This is a genomic window from Flavobacterium sp. 270 (genome assembly GCF_004368785.1).
In the GTDB taxonomy this organism is placed as follows: domain Bacteria; phylum Bacteroidota; class Bacteroidia; order Flavobacteriales; family Flavobacteriaceae; genus Flavobacterium.
This window is the reverse complement of the sequence record NZ_SODM01000003.1, coordinates 337,788-362,425: the sequence shown is the minus strand read 5'-3', so window position 1 is coordinate 362,425 and position 24,638 is coordinate 337,788. Positions and strand designations below refer to the sequence as shown.

26 protein-coding genes and 1 other RNA gene are annotated in these 24,638 nt (G+C 32.6%); 8 read left to right on the top strand and 19 right to left on the bottom strand.

The genetic code is table 11. The features are described from left to right. The first annotated feature begins 527 nt into the window (after nt 1-527). A complete protein-coding gene (gene fumC, locus EV144_RS13135) occupies nt 528-1,913 on the top strand; it encodes a class II fumarate hydratase (protein WP_134149457.1) in 1,386 nt (461 codons plus the stop codon). A gap of 349 nt (nt 1,914-2,262) precedes the next feature. Here fumC and EV144_RS13130 read toward each other — a convergent pair whose 3' ends face one another. Next, nucleotides 2,263-3,462, bottom strand: coding sequence for an NAD(P)-dependent oxidoreductase (locus EV144_RS13130; RefSeq protein WP_134149455.1), 1,200 nt, complete (start codon nt 3,460-3,462; stop codon nt 2,263-2,265). A 239-nt stretch (nt 3,463-3,701) separates the two neighbouring features. On the opposite strand from EV144_RS13130, the gene EV144_RS13125 reads away from it, so the two are divergent. Further along, nucleotides 3,702-4,904 carry a serine hydrolase domain-containing protein gene (locus tag EV144_RS13125; protein ID WP_134149955.1) on the top strand — a complete coding sequence of 401 codons (1,203 nt, stop codon included), beginning with the start codon at nt 3,702-3,704 and terminating at the stop codon, nt 4,902-4,904. 66 nt (nt 4,905-4,970) lie between these two features. Then, nucleotides 4,971-5,366: a transfer-messenger RNA gene (gene ssrA / locus EV144_RS13120) on the top strand. A gap of 90 nt (nt 5,367-5,456) precedes the next feature. Here ssrA and EV144_RS13115 read toward each other — a convergent pair. Next, complete coding sequence (locus tag EV144_RS13115; protein ID WP_134149453.1) at nt 5,457-5,663, bottom strand: hypothetical protein; 207 nt, start codon at nt 5,661-5,663, stop codon at nt 5,457-5,459. Between the two features lie 245 nt (nt 5,664-5,908). Between EV144_RS13115 and EV144_RS13110 the strand changes: the two genes are divergently transcribed. The 4 genes from EV144_RS13110 to EV144_RS13095 all read left to right on the top strand — a co-directional run bounded on the left by EV144_RS13110 (nt 5,909) and on the right by EV144_RS13095 (nt 8,077). Beyond that, nucleotides 5,909-6,094, top strand: a complete 186-nt coding sequence (locus tag EV144_RS13110; RefSeq protein ID WP_134149451.1) for a hypothetical protein — start codon at nt 5,909-5,911, stop codon at nt 6,092-6,094. A 163-nt stretch (nt 6,095-6,257) separates the two neighbouring features. Further along, entirely contained in the window at nt 6,258-6,479 is a 222-nt protein-coding gene (locus tag EV144_RS13105; RefSeq protein ID WP_134149449.1) for a DUF4113 domain-containing protein, read from the top strand. A 4-nt stretch (nt 6,480-6,483) separates the two neighbouring features. Continuing rightward, nucleotides 6,484-7,314, top strand: a complete 831-nt coding sequence (locus tag EV144_RS13100; protein WP_134149448.1) for a hypothetical protein — start codon at nt 6,484-6,486, stop codon at nt 7,312-7,314. Beyond that, entirely contained in the window at nt 7,307-8,077 is a 771-nt protein-coding gene (locus EV144_RS13095; protein ID WP_134149447.1) for a hypothetical protein, read from the top strand. The genes EV144_RS13100 and EV144_RS13095 overlap by 8 nt, the downstream gene beginning before the upstream one ends. 1,617 nt (nt 8,078-9,694) lie before the next feature. On the opposite strand, the gene EV144_RS13085 is transcribed toward EV144_RS13095, so the two are convergent. After that, nucleotides 9,695-9,889: a hypothetical protein gene (locus tag EV144_RS13085; protein WP_134149445.1), complete on the bottom strand. Its 195-nt coding sequence runs from the start codon at nt 9,887-9,889 to the stop codon at nt 9,695-9,697. Nucleotides 9,890-10,147: 258 nt separating this feature from the next. Here EV144_RS13085 and EV144_RS13080 point away from each other — a divergent pair, with 258 nt between their 5' ends. Continuing rightward, nucleotides 10,148-11,590: an FAD-dependent oxidoreductase gene (locus EV144_RS13080; protein ID WP_134149443.1), complete on the top strand. Its 1,443-nt coding sequence runs from the start codon at nt 10,148-10,150 to the stop codon at nt 11,588-11,590. A gap of 72 nt (nt 11,591-11,662) precedes the next feature. On the opposite strand, the gene EV144_RS13075 is transcribed toward EV144_RS13080, so the two are convergent. The 16 genes from EV144_RS13075 to EV144_RS13000 all read right to left on the bottom strand — a co-directional run bounded on the left by EV144_RS13075 (nt 11,663) and on the right by EV144_RS13000 (nt 24,638). Next, nucleotides 11,663-13,657, bottom strand: a complete 1,995-nt coding sequence (locus EV144_RS13075; protein ID WP_134149442.1) for a M56 family metallopeptidase — start codon at nt 13,655-13,657, stop codon at nt 11,663-11,665. Further along, the gene (locus EV144_RS13070; protein WP_134149441.1) at nt 13,654-14,016 is read right to left on the bottom strand and encodes a BlaI/MecI/CopY family transcriptional regulator; all 363 of its coding nucleotides are present in this window, start codon (nt 14,014-14,016) and stop codon (nt 13,654-13,656) included. The genes EV144_RS13075 and EV144_RS13070 overlap by 4 nt, the downstream gene beginning before the upstream one ends. Before the next feature lie 199 nt (nt 14,017-14,215). Beyond that, nucleotides 14,216-14,626 carry an ester cyclase gene (locus tag EV144_RS13065; RefSeq protein WP_134149439.1) on the bottom strand — a complete coding sequence of 137 codons (411 nt, stop codon included), beginning with the start codon at nt 14,624-14,626 and terminating at the stop codon, nt 14,216-14,218. A gap of 89 nt (nt 14,627-14,715) precedes the next feature. Beyond that, nucleotides 14,716-15,549 carry a helix-turn-helix domain-containing protein gene (locus tag EV144_RS13060; RefSeq protein ID WP_134149437.1) on the bottom strand — a complete coding sequence of 278 codons (834 nt, stop codon included), beginning with the start codon at nt 15,547-15,549 and terminating at the stop codon, nt 14,716-14,718. 68 nt (nt 15,550-15,617) lie between these two features. Next, on the bottom strand, nt 15,618-15,920 hold the full coding sequence (locus EV144_RS13055) for a putative quinol monooxygenase (RefSeq protein ID WP_134149435.1): 303 nt from the start codon (nt 15,918-15,920) through the stop codon (nt 15,618-15,620). 68 nt (nt 15,921-15,988) lie between these two features. Further along, entirely contained in the window at nt 15,989-16,783 is a 795-nt protein-coding gene (locus tag EV144_RS13050) for a type 1 glutamine amidotransferase domain-containing protein (protein WP_208326852.1), read from the bottom strand. Between the two features lie 127 nt (nt 16,784-16,910). Continuing rightward, nucleotides 16,911-17,480 (bottom strand): Crp/Fnr family transcriptional regulator, encoded by a 570-nt coding sequence (locus EV144_RS13045; RefSeq protein ID WP_134149433.1) that lies wholly within the window; start codon nt 17,478-17,480, stop codon nt 16,911-16,913. Nucleotides 17,481-17,572: 92 nt separating this feature from the next. After that, a complete protein-coding gene (locus EV144_RS13040; protein ID WP_134149431.1) occupies nt 17,573-18,217 on the bottom strand; it encodes an NAD(P)H-binding protein in 645 nt (214 codons plus the stop codon). Nucleotides 18,218-18,345: 128 nt separating this feature from the next. After that, a complete protein-coding gene (locus EV144_RS13035) occupies nt 18,346-19,389 on the bottom strand; it encodes an adenylate/guanylate cyclase domain-containing protein (protein WP_134149429.1) in 1,044 nt (347 codons plus the stop codon). Nucleotides 19,390-19,518: 129 nt separating this feature from the next. After that, nucleotides 19,519-20,340: a DJ-1/PfpI/YhbO family deglycase/protease gene (locus tag EV144_RS13030; protein WP_134149427.1), complete on the bottom strand. Its 822-nt coding sequence runs from the start codon at nt 20,338-20,340 to the stop codon at nt 19,519-19,521. A gap of 52 nt (nt 20,341-20,392) precedes the next feature. Next, a complete protein-coding gene (locus EV144_RS13025) occupies nt 20,393-21,142 on the bottom strand; it encodes a putative quinol monooxygenase (protein WP_134149426.1) in 750 nt (249 codons plus the stop codon). 5 nt (nt 21,143-21,147) lie between these two features. Next, nucleotides 21,148-21,363, bottom strand: a complete 216-nt coding sequence (locus tag EV144_RS13020; RefSeq protein WP_134149424.1) for a 2TM domain-containing protein — start codon at nt 21,361-21,363, stop codon at nt 21,148-21,150. A gap of 24 nt (nt 21,364-21,387) precedes the next feature. Next, nucleotides 21,388-21,975, bottom strand: a complete 588-nt coding sequence (locus EV144_RS13015; protein WP_134149423.1) for an NAD(P)H-dependent oxidoreductase — start codon at nt 21,973-21,975, stop codon at nt 21,388-21,390. A 75-nt stretch (nt 21,976-22,050) separates the two neighbouring features. After that, on the bottom strand, nt 22,051-22,641 hold the full coding sequence (locus EV144_RS13010; RefSeq protein WP_134149422.1) for a Crp/Fnr family transcriptional regulator: 591 nt from the start codon (nt 22,639-22,641) through the stop codon (nt 22,051-22,053). A gap of 35 nt (nt 22,642-22,676) precedes the next feature. Further along, complete coding sequence (locus EV144_RS13005) at nt 22,677-23,648, bottom strand: YheT family hydrolase (RefSeq protein WP_134149420.1); 972 nt, start codon at nt 23,646-23,648, stop codon at nt 22,677-22,679. Between the two features lie 147 nt (nt 23,649-23,795). Continuing rightward, nucleotides 23,796-24,638 carry a DUF4249 domain-containing protein gene (locus EV144_RS13000; protein WP_134149952.1) on the bottom strand — a complete coding sequence of 281 codons (843 nt, stop codon included), beginning with the start codon at nt 24,636-24,638 and terminating at the stop codon, nt 23,796-23,798.

Below are 24,638 nucleotides of genomic sequence, written 5' to 3'. Positions count from 1 at the left end.
CCCAGCTAGCACCCGTAACCCAGTAAGATACGAAAGTAACCAAGAAAAACATCAACCAAAATCCCATAGTTAGGATGGTTAAGAAAAGTAAAAAGCCTAAGTACTGTGAAAATTCAAACATGTTTTCCGGAATTTTTGAATGTAAGTACAAATGTATGTTTTATATTTTTCCTTGCCAATAAAAACCAAATCAATTTTTTTAAAATGGCAATTATGAGTATATTTATACTCATTTTAAATAAGCTTTTATTTAAGCGTTCTAAAAAATTTCAAAAACAATAAATAATTAAGAAGCAGTATAGTGTTCAGGAGCTGTTTCCTGCTGTCCGCTATATCTTTTTTGTCTCGTTAGAAAAAAACGAGACAAAAAAGGATACCGCTCCCATCAGGGCTAGGGCAATCGGCTTTAAAAAAAACAATTGTTTTCAATTTTCAGACCATTAATAAAAACATAATTCATAATTCATAATTCATAATTCATAATTCATAATTCATAATTCATAATTCATAATTCATAATTAAAAAAAATGAAATACAGAATCGAAAAAGACACCATGGGCGAAGTACAAGTCCCAGCCGATAAATATTGGGGTGCACAGACAGAACGTTCAAGAAATAATTTCAAAATCGGAGCATCGGCATCAATGCCACAGGAAATTATAGAAGGTTTTGCCTATCTAAAAAAAGCAGCAGCATACGCAAACTACGATTTAGGTGTCTTACCAATCGAAAAAAGAGACGCAATCGCAGCAGTTTGCGATGAAATACTAGCAGGAAAATTAAACGACGAATTTCCACTAGTAATCTGGCAGACAGGTTCGGGAACGCAAAGTAACATGAACGTAAACGAAGTAATTGCCAATCGCGCACAAGTTCTTAAAGGTTTTGAAATTGGCGAAGGCGAACAATTTATAAAAGCCAATGATGATGTAAACAAATCACAATCCTCAAACGACACTTTCCCAACCGGAATGCACATCGCAGCGTATAAAATGGTGGTAGAAACTACTATTCCCGGAGTCGAAAAATTACGCGACACACTGCTAACTAAAGCAACAGAATTCAAAGACGTTGTAAAAATCGGACGTACACATCTTATGGACGCTACTCCCTTAACTCTTGGTCAGGAAATTTCAGGTTATGCTGCACAATTAACTTTCGGATTAAAAGCTTTAAAAAATACTTTAGCGCATTTATCCGAAATCGCGTTGGGCGGAACTGCCGTAGGAACCGGACTTAACACTCCTAAAGGTTACGACGTAAAAGTTGCCGAATATATCGCACAATTTACGAATCATCCATTTGTAACTGCCGAAAATAAATTTGAAGCTTTGGCCGCGCACGACGCTATTGTAGAATCTCACGGCGCGCTAAAACAATTGGCTGTTTCCTTAAATAAAATTGCCAACGATGTTAGAATGCTCGCTTCTGGACCACGCTCTGGAATTGGTGAAATCCACATTCCGGAAAACGAACCAGGATCTTCTATCATGCCCGGAAAAGTAAATCCAACACAATGTGAAGCTCTTACAATGGTTTGCGCGCAAGTAATAGGAAATGATATGGCAATTGCCGTCGGCGGTATGCAGGGACAATACGAATTGAATGTTTTTAAACCTGTTATGGCTGCTAATTTCCTTCAATCGGCACGTTTACTTGGCGACGCCTGTATTTCTTTCGACGAACATTGCGCTCAAGGAATTGAACCAAATTACAAACGAATCAAAGAATTAGTCGATAATTCATTAATGTTGGTTACGGCTTTAAATACTAAAATAGGGTATTACAAAGCAGCAGAAATTGCTCAAACCGCCCACAAAAACGGAACAACTCTAAAAGACGAAGCGGTACGTTTAGGTTATGTAACCCCAGAAGATTTTGATGCTTGGGTGAAGCCTGAAGAGATGGTTTAGGCTAAGGTTCTGAGACTCTAAGCTTCTAAGCAACTAAGCCCTTAAATAGCTTAGAAACTTTAAAAACTACTTTCCATCAATTAAACCTCTGTCAAAGTTTAAAACTTTGACAGAGGTTTTTTTATACGAATGGAATAATCCCCAATATTTGTCATTTCGAGGAACGAGAAATCTCCGCAAGAAACTCGACAATCAAAAGCCAGCTTTGTCAAAGTTTAAAACTTTGACAAAGCTAAAAACCCTAAAATTGTCATTTCTAGAAAACGAGAAAATTATCTATATCTATCTTAAAAAGAATATAAGTTTCTACAAAAAACTTTGTCCCTCTGAACCTCTGCCCCTCTGAACATTACAAAGAAACATAATCCTGCAAATAACTAAATCTCGGTGTAAGTTTACCGTTTTCAGTCATTTTTGCGCGGGCTAAAATTCCGTCTTTGTCACCATTAAAAAAGGCAGGAATAACATGTTCCATAAATTGCTCTCCAAACCCCTCACTTGCATCTTTTGGAAGTTCGCATGGGAGATTATCAACCGCCATAACTACTACAGCTGCAGGATGAAAAACATCAACTTCTTTATTTTCTAACGGAAAATATCCGTACAAAGGTTCTGCAATTGTTGACGAACGCAATGTGCAGGCAATGGGACCATTTACGTCACAAGAAATATCGGCTACAATTTTTAATTTACAGTCACTTGCATTTAGCATTTCCTGAGTTAAAATAACTGGCGCTTCGCTGGCATAAAAATGACCAGCAAAATAGATATCGGTAACTTTAGTAAATTTTTCAAAGTCAGAAACATATTCTTTAGGATGTTCTACAAAATCTTTAAAATCCAGAACCTTTCCGTCAATGCGTTTATTGTATTCTAAAACATCCAACTGCACATATACAGCCTGAGCATATTTTTTGGTTAAATAATTATCAACCGTAATCTCTTTTATTTTAATAGCGTCCAGAATTTCTTTGGCACCGTTTCCTACTTTACCTGTTCCCGTAATCACAAATTTTAGGGCAGGCATTGTAATTCTCTTCAACTGATTGATAAGTGCATCACGGCCGTCAAGAGTTTCTGCTTTTGGAAGTTTAAACAATTCAAACTTAATTCCGAAAGCACGAATTCCGTTATAAACACCAACCATTCCGGCATATCTTCCAAAACCAATCAAACGACGGTCAAGTGAATCCACAATCGTTTCGTGATCGTATAACGTGATATTTTTTTCTAAAATAGCTTTTAGCAGTTTCTGGTTGTAAGGCTGTTTCTTTATGGTGTGAGAAAAAAAGAAATAAGACTTGTTTGGAATTAAGCTGTCAATCGGAACTTCTTTTACCCCAAACAAAACATCAGATCCAGAAATATCATCTGTAACCGTAATTCCCATACTTTTATATTGAATGTCCGAAAAAACTCGGATATCTGAACTTTCTACCTCAACCGAAGCGTCGTGATAAAGCTGTTTTAATTTAGCAAGTTCATTTGGTGAAAACACCACGCGTCTGTCTGGTGGGTTTTTTCTTTCTTTTATAATTCCAAATTTCATTTATATCAGATTAACGTAAATATTAATATAACTTTTTACACTCAATTTGTTTCAAATATAACAAATAAAGTTAAATTTTTGTTTTAATTTTCTTATTTTAAATGATCATAAATCGTTAAAAGCTGACGTACAATCTGCTACGAAAAAAAGGAGTTAAAAATATGTTAAAACAACTATTTCAATAGATGAAAAAAGAGAAAACGAAAGTATTGAATTCTATATATTTGTTTTTAAAGAATATGAAAATGAGCTTCGTTAAAAAAACAAATATACCACAAATACTTTTTCTAATTTTAGTTTTAAGTTCGTGCGGGAAAGATAAAAAAGCAGTAGAGAAAGAGGTTGCAACGGTTGAAGATACTTTACCTAAAATGAAGCCATTAGGACCAGAAAAAAAAATAAGCCAGGCTTATATTAATTCGGTTGCAGGAAGAATAAATCACTTTTACAATAAAAACTGGAAAAACAATAGTATGAACGGCAGCTTTTTGGTAGCAAAAAACGGCCAGATTATTTTTGAAAGATACAATGGATACGCCAACAAAAACGAAGGCACTAAAATAACCGCAGAAACACCTGTACAAATTGCTTCTGTAAGTAAAGTTTTGACTGCAACTGCAGTTTTAAAATTGGTAAATGCCGGCAAACTTGATTTGGATCAAAAGGTAAATACTATTTTAAAAACATTTCCATATGAGGCATGTACCGTAAGAATGCTTTTAAGCCACCGAAGCGGTATGCGTAATTATGCCTATTTTACAGATCATGACAAAAACGTTTGGGACAGACATAACCAGCTTACTAATCAGGATATACTAGATATTTTGGCAACTAAAAATGTTGGTTTAGAATCATTAACCGGAACACGTTTTGGCTATTGCAATACTAATTATGCAATGCTGGCGCTTATTATCGAAAAAATAACGGGCTTAAAGTATAAGGAAGCAATGTCTGAAATGATTTTTAAACCTTTGGGAATGACGCATACTTATGTTTTTGATGATGATAAAGACAGAAAGAAAATTGTTCCTTCTTATAAAGGAAATGGTGCAGAAATTGGTTTTGACTATTTAGACAATGTTTATGGCGATAAAAACATCTTTTCTACGGTACGCGATCTTTTAAAATTTGACAGAGCCAGAAATTCTCCGGATTTTTTAAAACCTGATTTATTAAAACAGGTTTATACTGGGTATAGTAATGAAAGAAAAGGCGAAAAAAATTATGGTCTTGGTATAAGAATGATCAATTGGGATTCTGGACAAAACTATTATTTTCATAATGGCTGGTGGCACGGTAATACCTCATCTTACATTCCGCTTATGAAAGAGAATGTGACCATTATAGCTTTATCCAATAAAATGACCAGAAATACGTATGCGGTTCGTAAACTGGCTCCAATTTTTGGCGATTATCCGTTTAATTTCAAGGACGAAGAATAATCCAATTTTTCTGAAATTTTTAATAGAAAGTAATTGCAAATAGTATAAATTTGCAAACTCATTTTTGGGGTCGACTGGTTTTGACAGCAAGTCGAATTGAAAAGTAAGCACGTCGAGCATTGAGACCTTGCTCGTAAATATAAGATCTTACAATTTTACACGGCGAAAATAACTACGCTTTAGCTGCATAATCCGAATTATAGTAAGATTAGCCACGTCCCTATAAGATAGGGAAGCTGGATTCTCCTTGAAAGCCTTGGTTTGTGGCGGTCAGTTTAGGGGAACCGTAAAAATAAACCTAGATTTCTATGAGCTTCGGGTGGATTTCGAAATTAAGAAGATAAGTGTTGAGTGGTTGTTCCTGACCTAGCTTAACATCGAAAATTAAATCAGGAAATAAACGTGTAGAAAGCTCTTTAGTTGCTTGTTTGGACCCGGGTTCGATTCCCGGCGACTCCACAAAAAAAAATCGCAATTATCTAATTAAATGATAATTGCGATTTTTAATTTTTATTTTTAGCCGACATTTAGCCAACAATCTTTCAAAATATTTTATTTCTTTTTCTCTATTCTTAATATTCTACTTTCTCCACAATTATCAAAAGTCTTAGAAGTGAGTTCAATTTTACCAAATAATCTTGATTTTATTCCTAGAAATTTCCATTGTTTACGTTCCCAATAAGCAACTGCGTCAGATTTATTTTTAAATTGACAATCTAAAACCTGCCATTTCAAAGTGTCGTTTTCAAATGAAATCATTCCTTTGGTTGTCCAACAATTTAAAGTATCAATAATAATTTGACTTTTTGGAGTTCCGATCTTAATAGCATGAATTAATCCTGATAAGTCAGTTTCTCTTTTTGTTGTATCTCGAAACTTAAAAGTCTGAGAAACTATACTCTCAATTCTATTTAACTTAATACCTTCTTTAGCAAGCTTATTTTTTAAATCTGAGTTAGTAAAAACTCTTTTATCTCATTAGAGCTTAGAATTTGAGTTGTAAATTGAAAGATTTAGAAGGAGAACCAACCATTGGCTTTGAAGATATAAAACCGAAAAAAGGAATTGCAACAACAAGGAGTTTCGATATAATGATGAAAACCAAAGAAGAATTACGTGAACGTATTTCAACTTTTTCAACATTAGCCGGAGAAAAATTGCGAAGTCAAAACAGTAATTGCGAATTATAAACGTTTTTATTTACACTAATCGTTTTCGGCAAGATTTGCCCCAATATAATGGTTTTAAAACAGTAAAACTACCATTTCTTTTGAGCTTAATAAATATGCTCAAAAAGCACTTGATGCCATTTATGAAAATGGTTATCATTATAAAAAAGCAGGTGTTATTTTAATGGGTACTTCGCAGGATATTACACAACAATTGTCTATGTTTGAATATGAAAATCCGAAGCATAAAATTTTAATGAATGTTCTGGACAAAATGAATTTAAAACTTGGCGACAAAGTTAAATTTGGAGGAATGGATTTAAAAAGAAAATGGAAGATGCGTCAAGATAGTTTATCGCCATGCTTTTCAACAAGTTTAAAAGACATTATAAAAGTAAAAACCTAAAAATATGAGCATAAAAGAAAAAGATTATTCAACTTCAATTCCAATCTTATTTATTTTAATCTACAGAGTTTTCATAGTAATTTTTACAGAAGAATCCACATTTTTTAATATAACTTTTTACTTGATATTATCTTTTACTTTAATTGTGTTATGCATTCAAAATATAAGCAAATACAATAACATTTTGACTTTCTTCTGTGTCTGCGGTCTAACGTTTGTATTGTTTCCTATATCACATGAAGCCCTATTTAAGTACACAAGCAACAATTACACCTCTAGTGAAGATTATTTAACTCATACAAAAAAAGAAATCACTTTAAAACTTGAAGAATACAAAGATGTCGATACTTTAATTAAAATTGCAAATAGATTACCACCTAAAATACAGAATCTAAAAATTATTGACTCAATTATAGGAAAAAGGTATTATTACAAAAATGGTTCTTTGATAGTTGAACCTGGATTAGCCGGGATGCATCCCCAAGACAGAGAAAGAGATTATCTATATTATGATATTGCATTTTACAATAAAAATTCAATTAATATTGCTAAAGTCAGAACCGAAAGCGAAAGCATTATTGAAGCTATTCATAAAAAATATAATAAAAGAATAGAACTTAAAAAGATTTTAAAAAATCCCGAACTTAATATACAATACGTAGATATTTGGTTAGATTCTGTTACACTTTTTGTTTTTAGTAATATAAAACCAATAGGCAGAATTACTCAAATTATTCAGTTATTTCAAGTTATTACTTCCTTCATATTTGTCTATATGCTTACAACATTATTGGACAATTTTAAGCAATTAAAAATAACTAAAAAAGATGAATAACATTGAAGCAATTCGGATTATTAATCAAAATATCAAGAATATAAAAATCAAAATAAATAAATTTAATTTTTATGCAGCAATATTGATAGGGACTGGTATAGCTCTGGTATTTGTTTTTTTTGCTTTTTTTTATTTCGCCAAAAAAGAAAATTACGAATACCTAGTTGATGTCGGTACTATTTCCGGCGGAATAGTTTCTTCATTATTTTCATTAGGTGGATTGATTTTAGTTTATGTTGCATTTTTAGGTCAAGAGCAACAAAATCTAAATCAGCAAATTGTAAATCTAAATAATGAAGAGGAAATAAAAAGACAAAATAATGCGAGCCAAATCCAACATTTTGAAAATTTATTTTTTAGATTATTAGCTAATTACAATGAAACGAAATCAACATTTTACTTATTAAGAGACATAAATATATTTAGTTCTTTTATTCAACACTACAACAAAAGACTTGGTACGTTTGCTGTATTACGAAACTTGAATAATCGCAAACTAACATATGCATCTTTAAAAAAAGAGCTCAACTTTGATACATCTTTCATACTTCAAATAAACTCAATTTTAAAATTCACTTATCAATATGATTTTGAGTTAATAAAAAAAAATATGTATATCGAAATATTTACTTCAACAATATCGACACATGAAAAGAAGTGTGTTTACTTAGTATATCATTTGAGTGACGAACTCACCAATGAAAACAAAGAAAATATTGACAAAAGTGACTTATTAAACGGAATAACATTAGAAAATATCTAACAAAAAATACTTCTCTATTTGCAACTGTCATTTATAATATATGGGCTATTTGTGATGATGCCTGTTTTTTGTGAAAGGCAATCAATAGTTCCTATAGATAATCTGTCAAAGATGCGTTTATCCGACGTTTTGGAGAAGAGTGGTCTTTTGGCCATATAGAGTCGCAAAAGAACTCAAAAGTGTAAATTTTTAGCTATAAAAATCAATTAAAAACAAATAAGATTTTCCTTGTTTCTTATTTTAGAAAGTCTATATTTTACGGACTTTTAAAAGAAAAACCACTCTACAAAAACCTCATTTACAGGATATTAGTTTACTGTATGAAAATTATTTCATTTTTTAGCGTTGTTAAAAACTATGCCAGATTGTGAATAAGTTTGAGTTTGATTTTGATCGTTAATGCCTGATCTTTGTAATATAATAAAAGCCACAGTTCCGAGGCTGTGGCTTTGTTTAAATTTAATCTTATGGATTTTAGCTCGCCAGAAGATTGGTTTACGATTACAGGAATTATCTTTAATGTTATTGGTATAATTGAAGCATTATACCGTACAAGAAAAAGATAGTCACATAACCAATTTTTTTTAAAACCCGTCTTAGAAGGCGGGTTTTCCTTTTACAAAAATAATATAAAAAGAGCTATTCAAGTATTGTTTTTAACGATAGTTTATCAACAAAAAGTTAACAAAACCGGAAATAACCGGAAATAACTAGAAAAAAACCAGAAAAAAGAAGAGAACCTCATTGCTAAACGTGAAATTCCTGAAATTCCTGAAATTCCTGAAATTCCTCAAACTATTTAATAATTTGAGTTTCAGTTTATAATAAAAATAGGTTTACAAAAAACACAAAAGCAGCTCCCAATGAAAACCATAACAATCTCGTTACCCTATTATCTCTTTTAATATTAAATCTTTCTTGTTCTGTGTTCAAAACAAATCTATGTAATGTATATTCTTTTTCCATCTTATTTTTTTGGCGAAAAATAATAATGGATTATATATATACTCGCAAAAAACTTTAAAATAATAAAATAAGATATATTAATCCTGTATTAATATCAATACTTTCTCATATCTAAAATTTATAAAAGAATTATCAAATGAATTAAAATATTATTCAAACATCATAATTTAACAAAAAAAAACACCTTATAAAGGTGGTTTCTTATTCTTTAGTTTCAGCTGAATAACAATGATTGTAATATAATTTAAAAATTCCTGTGCTTTCAATGCATCAGCTTGCTTGTAATTTAAAAGTTGTACTTACACACCGTTTTAATAAAAACAAGCTCTCTTTGCATAGTATTTTGAGAATAATTGTTTTTAAGATAATAGGCAACAAATTCTTTTTTAAAAGATTCATTAATATTTTTAATATAAATAATATTTTCCTGAACTGTTGAAATCGCATCATTTTAGCTTTAATCAAATTATATTTTTTCTTACTAGCTTCAGACATTTCATAGACTTTTTCATTTATATAAAAATCAATATAACTAATTAAATCAGTAGGTATTTTAGTTTCATTAACCGGATTAAAAAAGTTCTTTAACCGAAGAAGATTGATGTCTCCATTGGAATTATTATAATAATTTAACAGTTTTGTTTTTATCTCTTATAATTCAAAATCAAGATGTTTCAAGTCTATGTTTTTTAAATTTTTAGGTCTTTCTTTAGTATCACTCCAATCTGATGGATTTATTATTAAATTTGTCTTAGCTTTAATGTCGATTTTTCTTCCGTCAATTAATCTAACATATATATTTGCTGGATTATTTTTACTCTGAATTAAAAATTTTATTCGTGCCATTATCTTTTTTTATAAAGATAAAAAAAAGCCGACATTTAGCCGACAATTTATTTAATTGCTTTAAATTAAATTAAATTAGATGAACAAAAAAACACATAAATACCTGAAATACAAATGATTTAACATTAATAGGATTTAGCGTCGGAAAATTAATTGATTCCCGGCGACTCCACAAAAAACCCGAAAAACTGATTTTTCGTTTTTTTTTATGTTTTAAAATCTGCCCACAATCAAAGCTTAATAAAGAGACATGAAAAAATGAAAAATGAAGAAGTAAGCTGGACTATTTGTATAGATTGTCAGGGACGCGGTAAAAAAAACCGTGGACTCACTAAAAAAGCACGCCTTCACTATCAAAAGGCTTTGGAACAATTTGAAAAAACAAAAGAAGGAACACCTCCAGTTTTTCCTAAAGCGCACTTACATACTTGCCTCAAATGTTCTGGTTCTGGATTAATTCGTGCTGCTATTCCTCCTATCCCAGATAAAAACTATCCGCACGTTGCCATTATTGGTGGCGGTATTGGCGGTGTTGCGCTTGCCGTGGCTTGTCTGCACCGAGGTATTCCCTTTACACTTTATGAACGTGATAACAACTTTGAGGCTCGATCTCAGGGCTACGGACTTACTTTGCAACAAGCCAGCAAAGCGATCGAAGGATTGGGAATTTTTGAATTAAAAGACAAAGTAGTTTCTACAAGACATGTGGTTCACACTACTGATGGAAAAGTGATCGGAGAATGGGGAATCAGGAAATGGGTCGCATCTGATGCAAAAAAAGTGGAGAAACGAACCAATATGCATATCGCACGTCAATCTTTGCGTTTGGCATTATTGGAACAACTTGGCGACAATGAAAAAGTACAATGGGGACACCAATTAGTAGATTTTAAAGAATCTGAAGGTGACAGCGTTTCTTTAAACTTTGAAGTAAACGGTCAATTAAAAAACGTAAAAGCAGATCTTGTAGTTGGTGCAGATGGTATTCGAAGCGCTGTACGTAAACTATTAATTGGCGATGAGATTTCGCCTTTACGCTACTTAGATTGCATTGTAATATTGGGAATTTGTCCTTTGAGCGCTTTGGAAGGTGTTGACAATTCTTTATTAGATTCGGCAACAGTATTTCAAACGGCAAATGGTAATGAGAGAATTTACATTATGCCTTATAAATCCGATTCGGTAATGTGGCAACTTAGTTTTCCGATGCCGGAAGAAGAAGCTAAAGCGTTAAGTATTCTTGGACAGAAAGCGTTAAAAGAAGAAGCTTGCCGTAGAACGCAGTGGCACGATCCTATTCCGCAGATTTTAGCAGCAACTCAGGAAGAACAAATTTCTGGATATCCTGTTTATGATCGGGAATTGCTTCAACCTGAATTATTAGAAAAAGGAAAACAAGTTACTTTAATTGGAGATGCCGCGCACCCAATGAGTCCGTTTAAAGGACAAGGAGCAAATCAGGCTTTATTAGACGCACTAAAACTCGCTCGAATAATATATAAAGAATGCAGGCCTTCATCTGAATGGAGAAAAACCGGAATTAGAAAAAGTGTCTTAACGGAGTTTGAAGCTGAAATGCTCGAACGCAGTGCAAAAAAAGTGAAAGATTCTGCAGATGCCGCACAATTTCTACATTCTGAAATTGTTCTTCACGAAGGTGATGAACCAAGAGGAAGAATCCTGAAGAAAAAAGATATATAAACAAAGAAGCCCATTCCTTTCGGTTTGGGCTTCTTTGTTTTAGTCTTACAACTTGAATATTTTGAAATTGTCTTAATTCCCGACAACTGCTTTTAAAGAAATATATTTTTCGAGACTTTTAAAATCATGTCCTTTTTCTCTCATTGATTTAATAAAAGCGGGTGTAGCGCCAACTGCTTTTGCGCCCACTACTTCATCCAGATCTAAATCATTAAAGCCAAGTTGTTTGTATTGATTAATTAAATCCGGAGTTATATTTTGCGATTTCATCGCGATAAAATTTTCCGGATCAACGTTTTTATAACCCGCTTTTTGAAACTCCGTTATATATTGTGCCGTAACATCTAAAGATTTAAAAGCGATAAGATCACTGTTTGAAAGATTGTTATATCCTATTGCTTTAAAAGAATCAACAAATTGTTTGTCAATATTTAATGATTTAAAAGCAACGATATTATCTTCGTCTGAATCATCATTATTATCTTTTGCCGAATTATTAAAATCGCTGATATATTTTCCGTCAATGTTTTGAGATTTTAATGCGATGATATTTTCTGCTGTTATTTTTTTATAACCCGCTTTGCGTATTTCTTCAATAAAAGCTTTATCAATATTTAGCGATTTTAAAGGGATTAAATCTTCTAAATCAAAATCTGTAATTCCGGCTTGTTTAAGAGATTTGATATAATCTTCATTTACATCTAATGCTGCTAACGGAATCAATTGATCTTTATCTATGTCTTTGTAACCGTTTTTCTTTAGCATTTTCACATACGAAGTTTTTAAGTTTACCATAAAATAAACCATAAGATCGCTATCATCTGCAACTGTGATTCCTTCTTTTGCCAGTGCTGCATTAAAGTCTTTATTGGCAGTAAATTTATAAGTTCCCATTCCTGAATTTCCTTCAAATTTTCCAACAAAATTAATCGTTCCAGCTTCGCGAGTTAAGCTAAATTCACCTTGTTTATCTTTTGGAAGATTGCTCAATTCACTCAATTGAAAAGTTGATGAAGAATTATCATTCTCTCCACTTTTAAATTGAATGTTTACTGTTTTGTCTTTAATTGTAGCAAACCAGTTTCCTTCTGTATCCATTCCGTTTTGAATGTGCGACTGCGCTTTAGGTTCTTCAATTGAACTTAAAACTTTTGCCTGCGCTGCCGGTTGATTAAAAAGGCATGCAAACAAAACCAACACAGGCACAAGGAAAAAATATTTCCAGGTCGTGTGTACATTTGATTTTTTTGAATTCATCATAATGATTCGTTTTTTGATTAATGATTGATTATAGTTAGTTGTAAGACTCAACGGAAAATGTGGCGCTGCTACTTTTAGCAGGCTAAATTGGTAACTTTCTTTTTCAACAGTATCATGTTGTAGCATTTGGTGATCAGTCAAAAATTCGAGATTGATTTCTAATGTTTTTCTCCATTGCCAAGCGAAAGGATTAAACCATTGAAAAACCAAAACCAATTCTGCAAGCAAAAGATCGATAGTATGTTTTTGCTCAATATGAATTTTTTCGTGCTGTAAAATCTGATTGTACGTTTCCCACTCGTATTTTTCGGGATTGATAAAAATATTATTTGCAAAAGAACATGGCGCTTTGTCTCCGGTAATCTCAACGATACGAAATTTGCCGTCCTGAATTGAAGACGCAGAATGCGCTTTATAAAATAATATAACGGCCTGCATTAAAAAGTTAAGCAAGAAGATAATGACACCAAACCAATACAAATACACTAAACCCTTTAATACCATGTCAACATTAAAATTTTGATTGGCTTCTTCAACAAAAACTTTTGCAACTGGTTTTGATTTCACCTCAGCTACTTTCGTTTTCTCAACAGTTATTTTAGTTTCTGGAACTGCAATTGTTGTATTTTCTTTTCTAAAAGATAATTGCTGCGGTACCGGAATCAATGGCAATGTAAAAGCCACAACCATACAGCCAATTAAAACAAATCTGTTGAGACGGAAAAACGTTTCTTTTTGCAAAAGCAGTTTATAAAACAACAGACAAGCAGAAAGAATAAGGGCTGTGTATAAGATGTATGGTATCATATTTTTCCTTTTTTAATGATGTTTACAATTTCGTCGAGTTCATTTTCTGTAAGCTTTTGTTCTTTGGCAAAAAAAGCAAGCATTCGCGGATACGAGTTATCAAAATATTGGCTCACGACATCTTTTAAGGCAAATTGCTGATATTCTTCCCTGCTGATTATCGGAAAAAAGCAATGCATATTTCCTGTTGTTTCGTGATCCAGAAATCCTTTTTCTTTCAAAATCTTAACTATCGTAGCAACACTGTTGTAATGTGGTTTTGGATCTGGAAGCAATGGAATTACATCTCTAATAAAGGCTTTATTTAAATCCCAAAAGACCTGCATGATCTGTTCTTCTCGTTTGGCTAGTTTTATCATTGTTGAAATATTTTAAACAAATATAACTACTAATTAATTAGTAGAAAAACTAATTCGTTAATATTTCAACTAATTAATTAGTGAAGTGTAATTTTAAAAGTTAGTTATAAGCAAAAAAAAGAGCTTAAAGTCAATACTTTAAACTCTTTTTTAATAACATTTTTAGACAACTCTTTTTTAGAATTCTTTAATTTAAAAATTATCCTTTTAATGATTGTATAACTTCACCAAAGTTATTTTCGCCCCAATGTTCTTTTAATTTACCATCATAAACGGTAAAAATGTCTATGACTTTTATCTCCACATTTTTTCCTGTTGGAGCAATTCCGAAAAGGTCTCCCGTGTGCGTTCCTGATATTAATTTTCTAGTTACAACCTTATCTCCTTCTGCAATCATATCAAGCACTTCAACCTTAATTTCTGAAAATGCAGCATGAAGTATATTCGTAAAGAAATAAATTACGCCGTCAATGCTTGAAGGCATTCCTTCTGGCGCTGAATGATTTAAAAAGTCTGAAGTGGCTATTTCGCGAAAGAAATTCATGTCGCCGTTTTCGATTACTTCTTTATTGTACTTTACAAGTAATGCTTTGTTTTCTTCTGTTTTCATAAGTTATTGTTTTATGAAACAAATTTATTCTAAAGGCAATACTGCGATGTAAGGCAAAAGGTTCGAATTCCTGTCGCTAAAAGTTCAATCTATTTGTAGTCTTTTGGTAAAACTTCAAAATGCTCTTTAAAAGCCTGAGAAAAACTGGAATGGTTTTCATATCCAACTTGTAAATATACTTCGCTTGGTTTTACTCCTTTATGCAATAATGCTGCTGCTGTGGTTATTCTTTGCAATTGCATCCATTTTCCCGGTGACAGATTATACAATTGCTGAAATTTTCTTTTGAAAGTCGGAAGACTTACATGACACAAAAAAGCTAATTCACTTACTGATAAATTATTAAATACGTTTTGCTGTGCTGCATTTTGAATTCTTTCTTCGATTGTTAAAGCCTCAGAAACATCTTGAAAATTATGAAGCGTTTCCGGATATTTATTAAAAAGATACACTAACAACTCATTTAATTTAGCAGACTGCATTGATTCTGAAAATATATTTGAACTTAATAAAGTCTCTACAGAACTAATAAAATTGTTTAGGTATTCATCTTTATCAAATAAAGAATACGGAATTTTCTCTGAATTGTTTTTTGACGGATGAGCACTTGCCTTTATTATATTTTGCAAATATTCGCGGTCAAAAAAAATGAGAATACTTTTCACTCTTTCCGGTCCATCGAGTTTTTCGGTAAACAGATAATTTCCAGATGAAAGCAGTAATATTGTTTTTGGGGTTATATGCAGTGGGCGTCCATTCGTGTAAATAAGCTTTTCTCCTTTTGTAATCAGGCTTATCATATGTTGTGTCAAACGGCTTTTGCCTTTTACAATTGGAACTTCAGCAGTGTAAGGAACAAAACTTACATTTGGTTTTGAATTTCCATCAATCAACAATTTATCAGGCATTAATTCGTAATCCATATACTGTGCTTTTATACAAAGATAAAACACCTCAATGAAGTGTTTTAAAATAAGTCTGAAATTATTTTTTATTCAAAAATGGTTGCCAAAATAATTTCTCTCGTTTCTAATAAAGGAACAATTTTTCCTAAAACTAATTCTTGAAAATAAGAAGAATTTCGGTGTTCTGTAACCGCTTCTTCATTAATATAACCTTCATATAATACCAAAGTATTGGGATCACTTATATTTTGATGAATGTTGTAAAACAAATTCCCTTTTTCTTTAATACTTTCTTTTTGTACGGTTTGCAAAATATTTAAAACAGCTGCAATCTCGCCTTCTCTAACTTTCCATGTAGCAAATACATGAATTGGTTTTTGATTTTCCATTTTGATTTATGTTTTTAAAAATTGTATTGACTTTCTAACTCTTGCAGAAAGTCAATACATTATATTTATTATTTTTTTGAAGCTTCTAAAATAACAATCATTTTCTCTGCTACACCTTTCGCAGAAGCGGGATTCTGACCGGTTACTAAATTTCCGTCGGCAATACTGTGTGCTGTCCATACGGCGGCAGCGTGAAATTTTGCGCCTTGTTTTGTCAATGCAGATTCTAACAAGAAAGGAACATCTGCAATGGCATATCCTTTTTCTTCTTCATCTGTAAAAGAGGTAATATTTTTACCATTTACAAGATAAGTTCCGTTGCTTAGTTTTACATTTAATAAAGAAACCGGACCGTGACAGACAGCGCCAACTACGGCATTTCTTTCGTATGTTTCTTTAATTACTTTTTTAAGAAGTGCATTTTCCGGCATGTCAACCATTGGAGCCAAACCGCCGGGAACAAAAATCGCATCGTAACTTTTTACATCAGCATCGGCCAGTTTTATTGCTTTTTGCATTGCTGCCCAGCCTTTACCGGTCAAAAATTCAAGGTTTTGAGGATCGTTTGCCAAATTAAGTGCGTCCAGATAAGGCGTATCTCCGGTAAGACTTGCAAAATCTATTTGGTAGTTTGCTTTGTCAAATTCGGCATAAGGATGTGCCACTTCTGGTAGAAAAATTCCTGTTCTTCTGTTGTTTGGTCCAATCGCATTTGCATTAGACACAATTATTAAAATTCTCTTTTTCATTTTTGTTTCGTTTTTAGACGTCGTGTTTTCTTTTACTGTTGTGCTTTCTTTTTTGTTTTGAGCATTAGAAGAAAAAAAAGCAAGTGCCAGGGTTAAAATCATAATTCTTTTCATTTGGATAAATTTTAGTTGTTATTAATTATTTACAAGGCAAATTTATGCCGGCTCTCCTCTTCAGAACGATGAGAAAAGTCACAAAAAAAGTGTGACGAAAATCACACTTTAGAAATTATATAGTCTGTTATTTATTCCCGGAGTAAAGCCTGCTAAGGGTTTCACGGCTTACACCCAGATATTCGGCTATGTATTTTTTAGGAATCTTTTGCATTAAATTGGGATACAGAATTGCAAATTCTTTGTATCGCTGTTCTGGATTGCTGGAAAGTAAGGAGATTATTCTTTGCTGCAACGCAATATATCCTTTGGTTAGTTTTACCCTAAAAAAGTGTTCCATTTTATGAAGCGCAACAGAAAGTTTTTCTCTGCCTTCGAGCGTTAGGCATAACACCTCTCCTGCCTCCATACACACCACATTCATGTTGGCTTGTTTTTCATTAAAGTAGGATATGTAATCCGACATCCACCAGTTTTCTGTGGCAAATTGTACAATGTGCTCTTTTCCGTCTTCATCCAGATAAAAAACCCTGAAAATCCCGCTCATTATAATGTATTCATATTTTGCATCGTCGCCCTGCTGAATCAGATATTGATTTTTTAAAACTTTTCTAATGGTAAAAAAAGGTTTTACGGCTTCAAACTCTTCATCACTAATCGCGATAATTTCTTCAATATGTTTCCTTAGTTTTTCCATAATCCGGCTTTTGCTTTCCTTACCAAAGATAGAAGATTTTTAGTGGTAACAAAAAGCCGAAATAAGCTGTTTATTATTTTAGAAAATAGTTTTTATTTACCAAAACTAAATACTTCTTCAAGTTCAATTATCGAAATTTCTTTCGGTAATATTTTTGGCGCTTTGGCTAATTTTTCTGCCAAAAGTGAAGTTGGCAATGGCTTAAATTTTTTAAATAATCCAATTGAATTGGATGCATTTAAAACTTTTACCATAATCTTTTCTCCCAAACGATCTGAACCTGCTCTTAAAAGCAATCCGGGTTTAAAAATAATATATTGCTCAAAATGAAGTGCTGCAATCGTATCTTCTAATCTTCCTTTTAATTGCGAATAAAAAACGTTGCTTTCTGCCGATGCATTATAAGAAGATAACAAAACGAAGGAAGAAACTCCATTTTCTTTGGCCAATCTGGCGAAGGCAACAGGTATATCAAAATCTATTTTAATTTGATTTTCTTTTGAGCCCGCAGTTTTTAGCGTTGTTCCCAAACACGAAAAAATAACATCGCCAATAATCAGTTCTTTATAATTTTGAATCTTCGAAAAATCTATAATGTGTTCTACCAATTTAGGATTTTGTTTTCCGGTTGCTCTTCTCACAAAAATCGTAACTTCTGTATAATCCTGATCTGCCAAAAGTTCGTCAACCAGAAATTCTCCTGTAGAACCCGTTGCCCCAATAACTATTGCTTTCATATTGTTATTTAAATTAGGTTTGTGTGTTTTTGCCACGAATTGCACGAATTTGCACTAATAAAAATAGTAATAAAATAAATTTGTGCAATTCGTGTAATTCGTGGCAACTTTTAAAAACTCTTTGTTGTTTAAAAATTAAAATCAACCGTATATAATTTCATTGTTTGTGCTTTTCCTCTCAAAAGTATTTCTCCCTGATGCGTATATTTTACGGGTAAATCTTTTGGAAATACATTTTTCATTTCTTCGGAAATTACAAAATCGTGCTCAAAATCATTGCATTTGCATTGAATTCTGGATGTTGTATTGAGAAGATCGCCATGATAAACAATTTCTTTTTTTACTTTTCCAACCCAAGTCGTAACGGCTTTTCCGATGTGCATTCCGGCTTTAAACTTCGGAATTCTATTATAATTTTTGAGATAATATTCTTCTCTCTTTTTAATGCATTTTTTGAGCAGATAAAAACAATACAGGCAACGCTGCGCTTTTAAACCGGTCGAAGTTTTCCAGGTAAGGATGATTTCATCTCCGGCATATTGATACACTTCTGCTCTTGAAGCCAAAATGGCATCGGTAAAATCATTAAATAAATCCTGTAATAATCTGCTGTATTCAATATCTCCAAGTTCTTCTGCTATTGTGGTCGAAGATTTTACATCAACAAACATAAATATTCGTTCTTCCTGAACGGGGCGATGGTATTTTCCTGTAAAATAATTAAAGAAAAATCTACTGCTCAACAAACTGTTTACTTCTAAAAACAAAATGATAAAAATGGATGCTAAGAGCGAAAATAGAAAATCTCCTAAAAGACGATTTTTGAAATATGTCGTTATGGCTTTCCAGCTCGAAACATGTTCGAGTACTTCTGCAAAAAACATTACAAACAGGACTAAAAAAAATACAATGCAAAAACTGTAAATAAGCGCTTTTATCAATGTAGATTTTATAAAAGAATAATTATTTAAGCTGATAAATGACTTTTCAAAAAGAATGACAACAAAACCAATCGAAATTCCGACTAACGTTCCCGGAAGCAATTTAAAATGATCGTAATAAGATCCTCCATTGGTAAGTGCAGTGTAAAAGAAACCTAATACGCCACCGGCAACAATAGCTTTGAAGATTAAATCGTATTTTTTATAAAAAGGTATCTTCGGCAATTCCATATAACGATAAATTAAGATTGCTTATCAACTTCAAAGCTAATCAAAAGATATACAGAATATTATTTTTTGAATGATTTTGATAGTGGAAAATCATTTTCTTCCACTATCAAAACTCTCAGAGCTAATTAATTACTTTTTAACCAACCAGTTTTCTACAGCTCTTGAAAAATCGGCAACATCAATTGGATGTCTGCTGGTAATAATATTTCCGTCTGTTACAACTGGTGCTTCTACAACCGTTCCGCCGGCATTTTTTAAATCCACCTGAATGTTCCAGTAACCTGTTAATTTTCTTCCTTTCAAGATATCAGCAGAAGCCAATACTACGGGAGCGTGACAAATAGCGGCAATCAATTTTCCGGATTTATTAAAGTCCTGAATAAATTTGATTACATCTTTATCCTGACGAAGATTATCCGGATTCCATGCGCCGCCGGGAATAAATACGGCGTCGTAATTGCTTACTTTTATTTGGTCGGCAGTACGGTCAAATTTTAGCCAGCCCACTGGTTGTAAATATTGAATTGCCATAACATGCGTGTTTGCCAATTCAGGAAAAACAAGTCCGTATCGTTCTGGCGCAGGATTAAATTTAGGAGAAACGATTTCTACCTCAGCGCCCAATTCTCTAAAATACCAAACCGGACCCGTTAGTTCAATTTCTTCAAAACCATCGGCTACCAAAACCGCGATTTTTTTCCCTTTTAAAAGTGATTTGTTTTTTACCGGAGTAAAGAAAAAAGATCGTAATGCTTCGTTTCCCGGAGCATTCAATAATTTTGTTACTGGCATATTAACAACTGCAGACTGAGTTGATAATTGATTTACAATGTCCAGTTCATTGGCATAATTTACATTCATTTCTTTTGTTTTTAAAGTTGTTTGACTTACTGCGTTTGCTGTGGTAAATACTGTGATAAGACCTGCAGCGATGATTTTAATTGTTTTCATTTTTTAGTTTTTTTAATTTAAAATTGATTTTTGATATTGAAATTGATTCAAGTTATTCGCGAAAAAGTGGTGCAAATTCAATTAAGTTGTGGATTCCGTCCTGAAAAGGCGGTTTTTTTATACTCGTATTTAAGTAATCAATTACGGGCTGAATGGGCGGAAAATTGAGATGATATTGAAAAGCATCATTACTTCTAAATTTTTCAAAAGTCACAAACTGAGTTTTATCCTCTTTAAACTGTGATAATTGATACGTAACTACACCAGCTTCACTTCTAAATTCTGGCATTGCTTTATGATAAATCGTTTTGAAATTTTCTTCAGTTCCAGCTTTAGCATCAACAAAAAGCATAATCGTTAACTGCTTATCTTCTTTTTTACTGGTTTTGCGCCATTCTTGTTTAGAAATTGGTTCTAAATCTTTGATCTCAATTATTTTCTCTGGCTTTGCTAATGCTGTTTTTGCTAAAGTTTTTATTGCTTTTGCTTTAGAATTCTTCTGAAATTTCTCGAATGCAGATTCATTTTCCCATCGTTCAAATAACCACATCACAGATTGATTTTCTTGTTCAAAATAAGCTTCGGACATGATATTATTTTCTGTTGAAAGCGAGTTTAAAACGTAATCTGTTATCGCTTTTTTGAAAATTTCCTGATTTTCTTTTTTGACTTCGTAACGTGTAATCTGAGCAAACGCAGTTTTATCTGAATTTTGAGCTTTTGCTAATGAAGCCGTGAAAAGAATTAAAGCCGAAAAACCTAATAAAGTCTTTTCGTAAACGGCGTGTGTTTTTACTTTCATGATTCTTATTTTTTATTTTTAAAAACAAAAACTCCCAAATAGTGAAAAAGTAAACCTATTGCCCAAGCTCCTGTCTGCCAGGCCGGCCACGGATAGGTTGTATCGGTTAAAAACCAGATTGTCCAAATAATTGGAATTATTAATACGAATACTAATAAGTGAATTCTAAAACCTTTTACTGGATTGTGAGCAACTGTCTGCCCGATTGCTAAATTTCTCATGATGTTTGATTTTATTATTGAAAATTATTTAAGTTGTTTTCCTAATTTTTCGACTTTTTGAAGCCATTTATTTCTTTGGTTTTCTGTTGATTTTCTCATGAAACCAAAAGTTGAAAATCGAATTGGGTCAAATCCTACGTAACCGAATACGATGTCTTTAAGTATTTGATATTGAGAGGCGCGATAGATTAAATAAAACCACCATTTTGGAGTATCCATCGTGATTAATAGTCTTAAGCTTTTTCCTTTTAGAAGTTTTTCTGGGAATATTTTTCCAGAATGATGTTTGAATGCAAAGCCGGGCATAAAAATTCTGTCGATAAATCCTTTGGTAATGGCGGGCATAAATCCCCACCAATTTGGATACGCCAAAACAATATGGTCTGCCCAAGAGATCAATTCCTGAGAACGGATTAAATCTTCTTCTAGTGGTAATGTTTCTCCGGTTTTATATCCGTCGGCAAGATTTACATTAAAATCTAATTGAGAGATATAAAGCGTTTTGCAGTTTGCTCCTGTAGTTGATGCTCCTTTTTTGTAAGCGTCTAACAATGCATTACAAAAAGAATTTTCAGAAGGGTGTCCAAGTATTAATAAGATATTCGTTTTCATTGCAGTATGTTTTATTTTACACTGCAAAGATTTTAAATAAAGGAAAGCTGTTCCTGACACAAATGTGTCAAAATGCTATTTGTGAGCTAGTTTCTGGCGAATTCTGGTTAAAGATTGTCTTTCGATACCTAAAAAACTACAAAGCTGCGACACGGATATTCTATTAAATAAGCCAGAATGAAATTTAATAAAATCCAGATAACGCTCTTCGGCGGTTTGAAATATAAAACTCTCAATACGAATTTGCTGGCGTTTTAGAATTTCTTCGGCAATTAATCGTCCGTATTTTTCAAAGCCCGGTAAGTTTTCATAGATCCATTGTAAATCAGGATACGAAAGACAAACCATTGTAGTAGGTTCAAGGCATTGAATGGAATATTTGCTGGGTTGTTGTGTTAGAAAAGAAGAATAATGTGTGGCATAATCGCCTTCAGCATAAAAACCGACTGTGATTTCGTTTCCGTCTTTGTCTGTAAAAGAAGAACGAACCAAGCCTTTTGCAATAAAACCAATTGCTTTTTGAACTTTACCAAACTGAAGAAAAAAGTCTTTTTTATTCAATTCTTCAAAAGTAAGTTTTGATGCAAACTGAGAAAGTTCGCCATCATTTACATTTGGGCAAAATTTCTTAACCGATTCTAAAAAATAGGCTACACCTGATTCCATATTATTTTTTTATTCAAGAAAAATCGAAAAAACTTTTAATGTACTGCCCAATCGCTGGATTCAAAAAACTCATAAGCCCTTGTTTCTGCATAGGAATAGGTTGAATTACGCAGGGGAAAAGCGCAGTGTCCGCCATATTTTGGGGTTTCCAGATAAACATAAGCGCTGTCTCCCGCTATAGCTCTTGGATAACATCTTTCGCCCAAAAACGGATCATCTAATGAATTTATAATTAAAACCGGAGTGGTAATATTTTGAAGTGAAAATTCGGGAGAAACACGCTGATAGTAATCATCTTTGCTTGCAAAACCATGCAGCGGAGCCGTAAAATATTGATCTACTTCATCAAAAGAAGTAATTTTATCAATCTGATCACGGTTTATAAAATCAGGAAACTGTGCCGCTTTGTATTTTAGTTTCTTTTTAATATCAATTGTAAAATTCTTCAAATAAACTCTGTTAAAACCTTTTTTAAGTTCGGCCGCACTTGTTGCAATATGCGTTGGCACCGAAATTGAAACTGCAGCTTTTATGCGTTCATCGATTTTTGTCCAGCCTAAATAATTCAAAAGCTGCACGCCACCCATAGAATATCCAATTAAATATACTTCTTCAAATCCTTTTTTTAGAACAAACTGCACCACTTCATCAAGATCATCAACTGCACCGTGATGATACAGTCTCGGCAGGCGATTCATTTCGCCTCCACAAGTGCGGTTATTCCATGCAAAAACCGAAAAATCTTTCTGTAGAAAATAAGCCGCACAACTATTATTGTAAGTTCTGCGCGAATCTCCTTCTAAACCATGACATAAAATGACGGCTTTTTTAGAATTATTTTCGATAAAATCAATGTTGATAAAATCTCCGTCGTTCAATTCTATTTTTTCTCTTGAATATCCCGGAACTTCAAACTTTTTAAACAAGGCAGCGTAAATAGTAGAAACGTGCCTATTGCGGTGCATAATAGAAGGGAAATCATATTCTGATTGTTCAATTATTGGCATAATAAAAAGTTTTGTGGTGTTTATTACAAAGCTAAGAAATCAATCAATATGTAATTTAATACTTTCATTTTTTATTTCAAAAAAAAACACCTGACATAAATTACGTTATATGCCAGATGCCGGTACAAATCAATTTTAAAAAAATCTTTATTTTACTAGATAAGAAACTGTATCTCCTTCGCAAAGTCTGAAATATCCTAAAGCAAAATTATTTGGATTATTGGTATTCACAATATTACCTCTAATATTTCCGGGAGGAATAGAAAACGGACTTCCGCCGTAAACCTCCAAAATTAAATTCATATAGTTATAAAAGTTTTTAGAAATACCGCGGTGCGTAATAACAACTGTATTTCCCGGTTTCATTTTATCTTCGTCAGAGAAACGCGTGCTGACTACATTTCCATTAAATAAATCATCATCTGTTAATTCATATTCAGGAAATAATAAAAATTCACTTTTATAATCGGTAAGATAATAGTTGACCTGATCGGCTGGATCTTTATAATAAAAAGTAAGTTCGATTACATCTTCTCCTCCAAAATCAGGAACCATTTTCTGTTCTACTTTGTCAATTGGTGTTACAGAAGTTAGTTTTTCCGAAGCTTTAAAACTCTGTCCTTCTGCCTGCACATACAGCATATAATCCATATTAATAACGGGAACAAAATTCGTGCAAACATATGTACCGGGTTCTGTTTCATTAAAAGTAAAAACATCGCCAGTAGTATTTTCAATTCTTACCTGAGCTCCCGAAACTTTTGGTACAGTATTATTATAATAAGGAGCGGTTTTACTAATCTTTATAACTTGCTCATTTCCTGTTGTTCCTTTTTTCCAGATAATTTCGGCATCTACTACAATTTTAACTTCGCCTGTTTCTAAATCAAGATTTACGACATCTTCGCAAGAGGAGAAAAGCATCACAAAAAGAAAACTTATTAAAGCCAGTGCTTTACTTTTCAAAATATATTTATTTACTATTTGCAT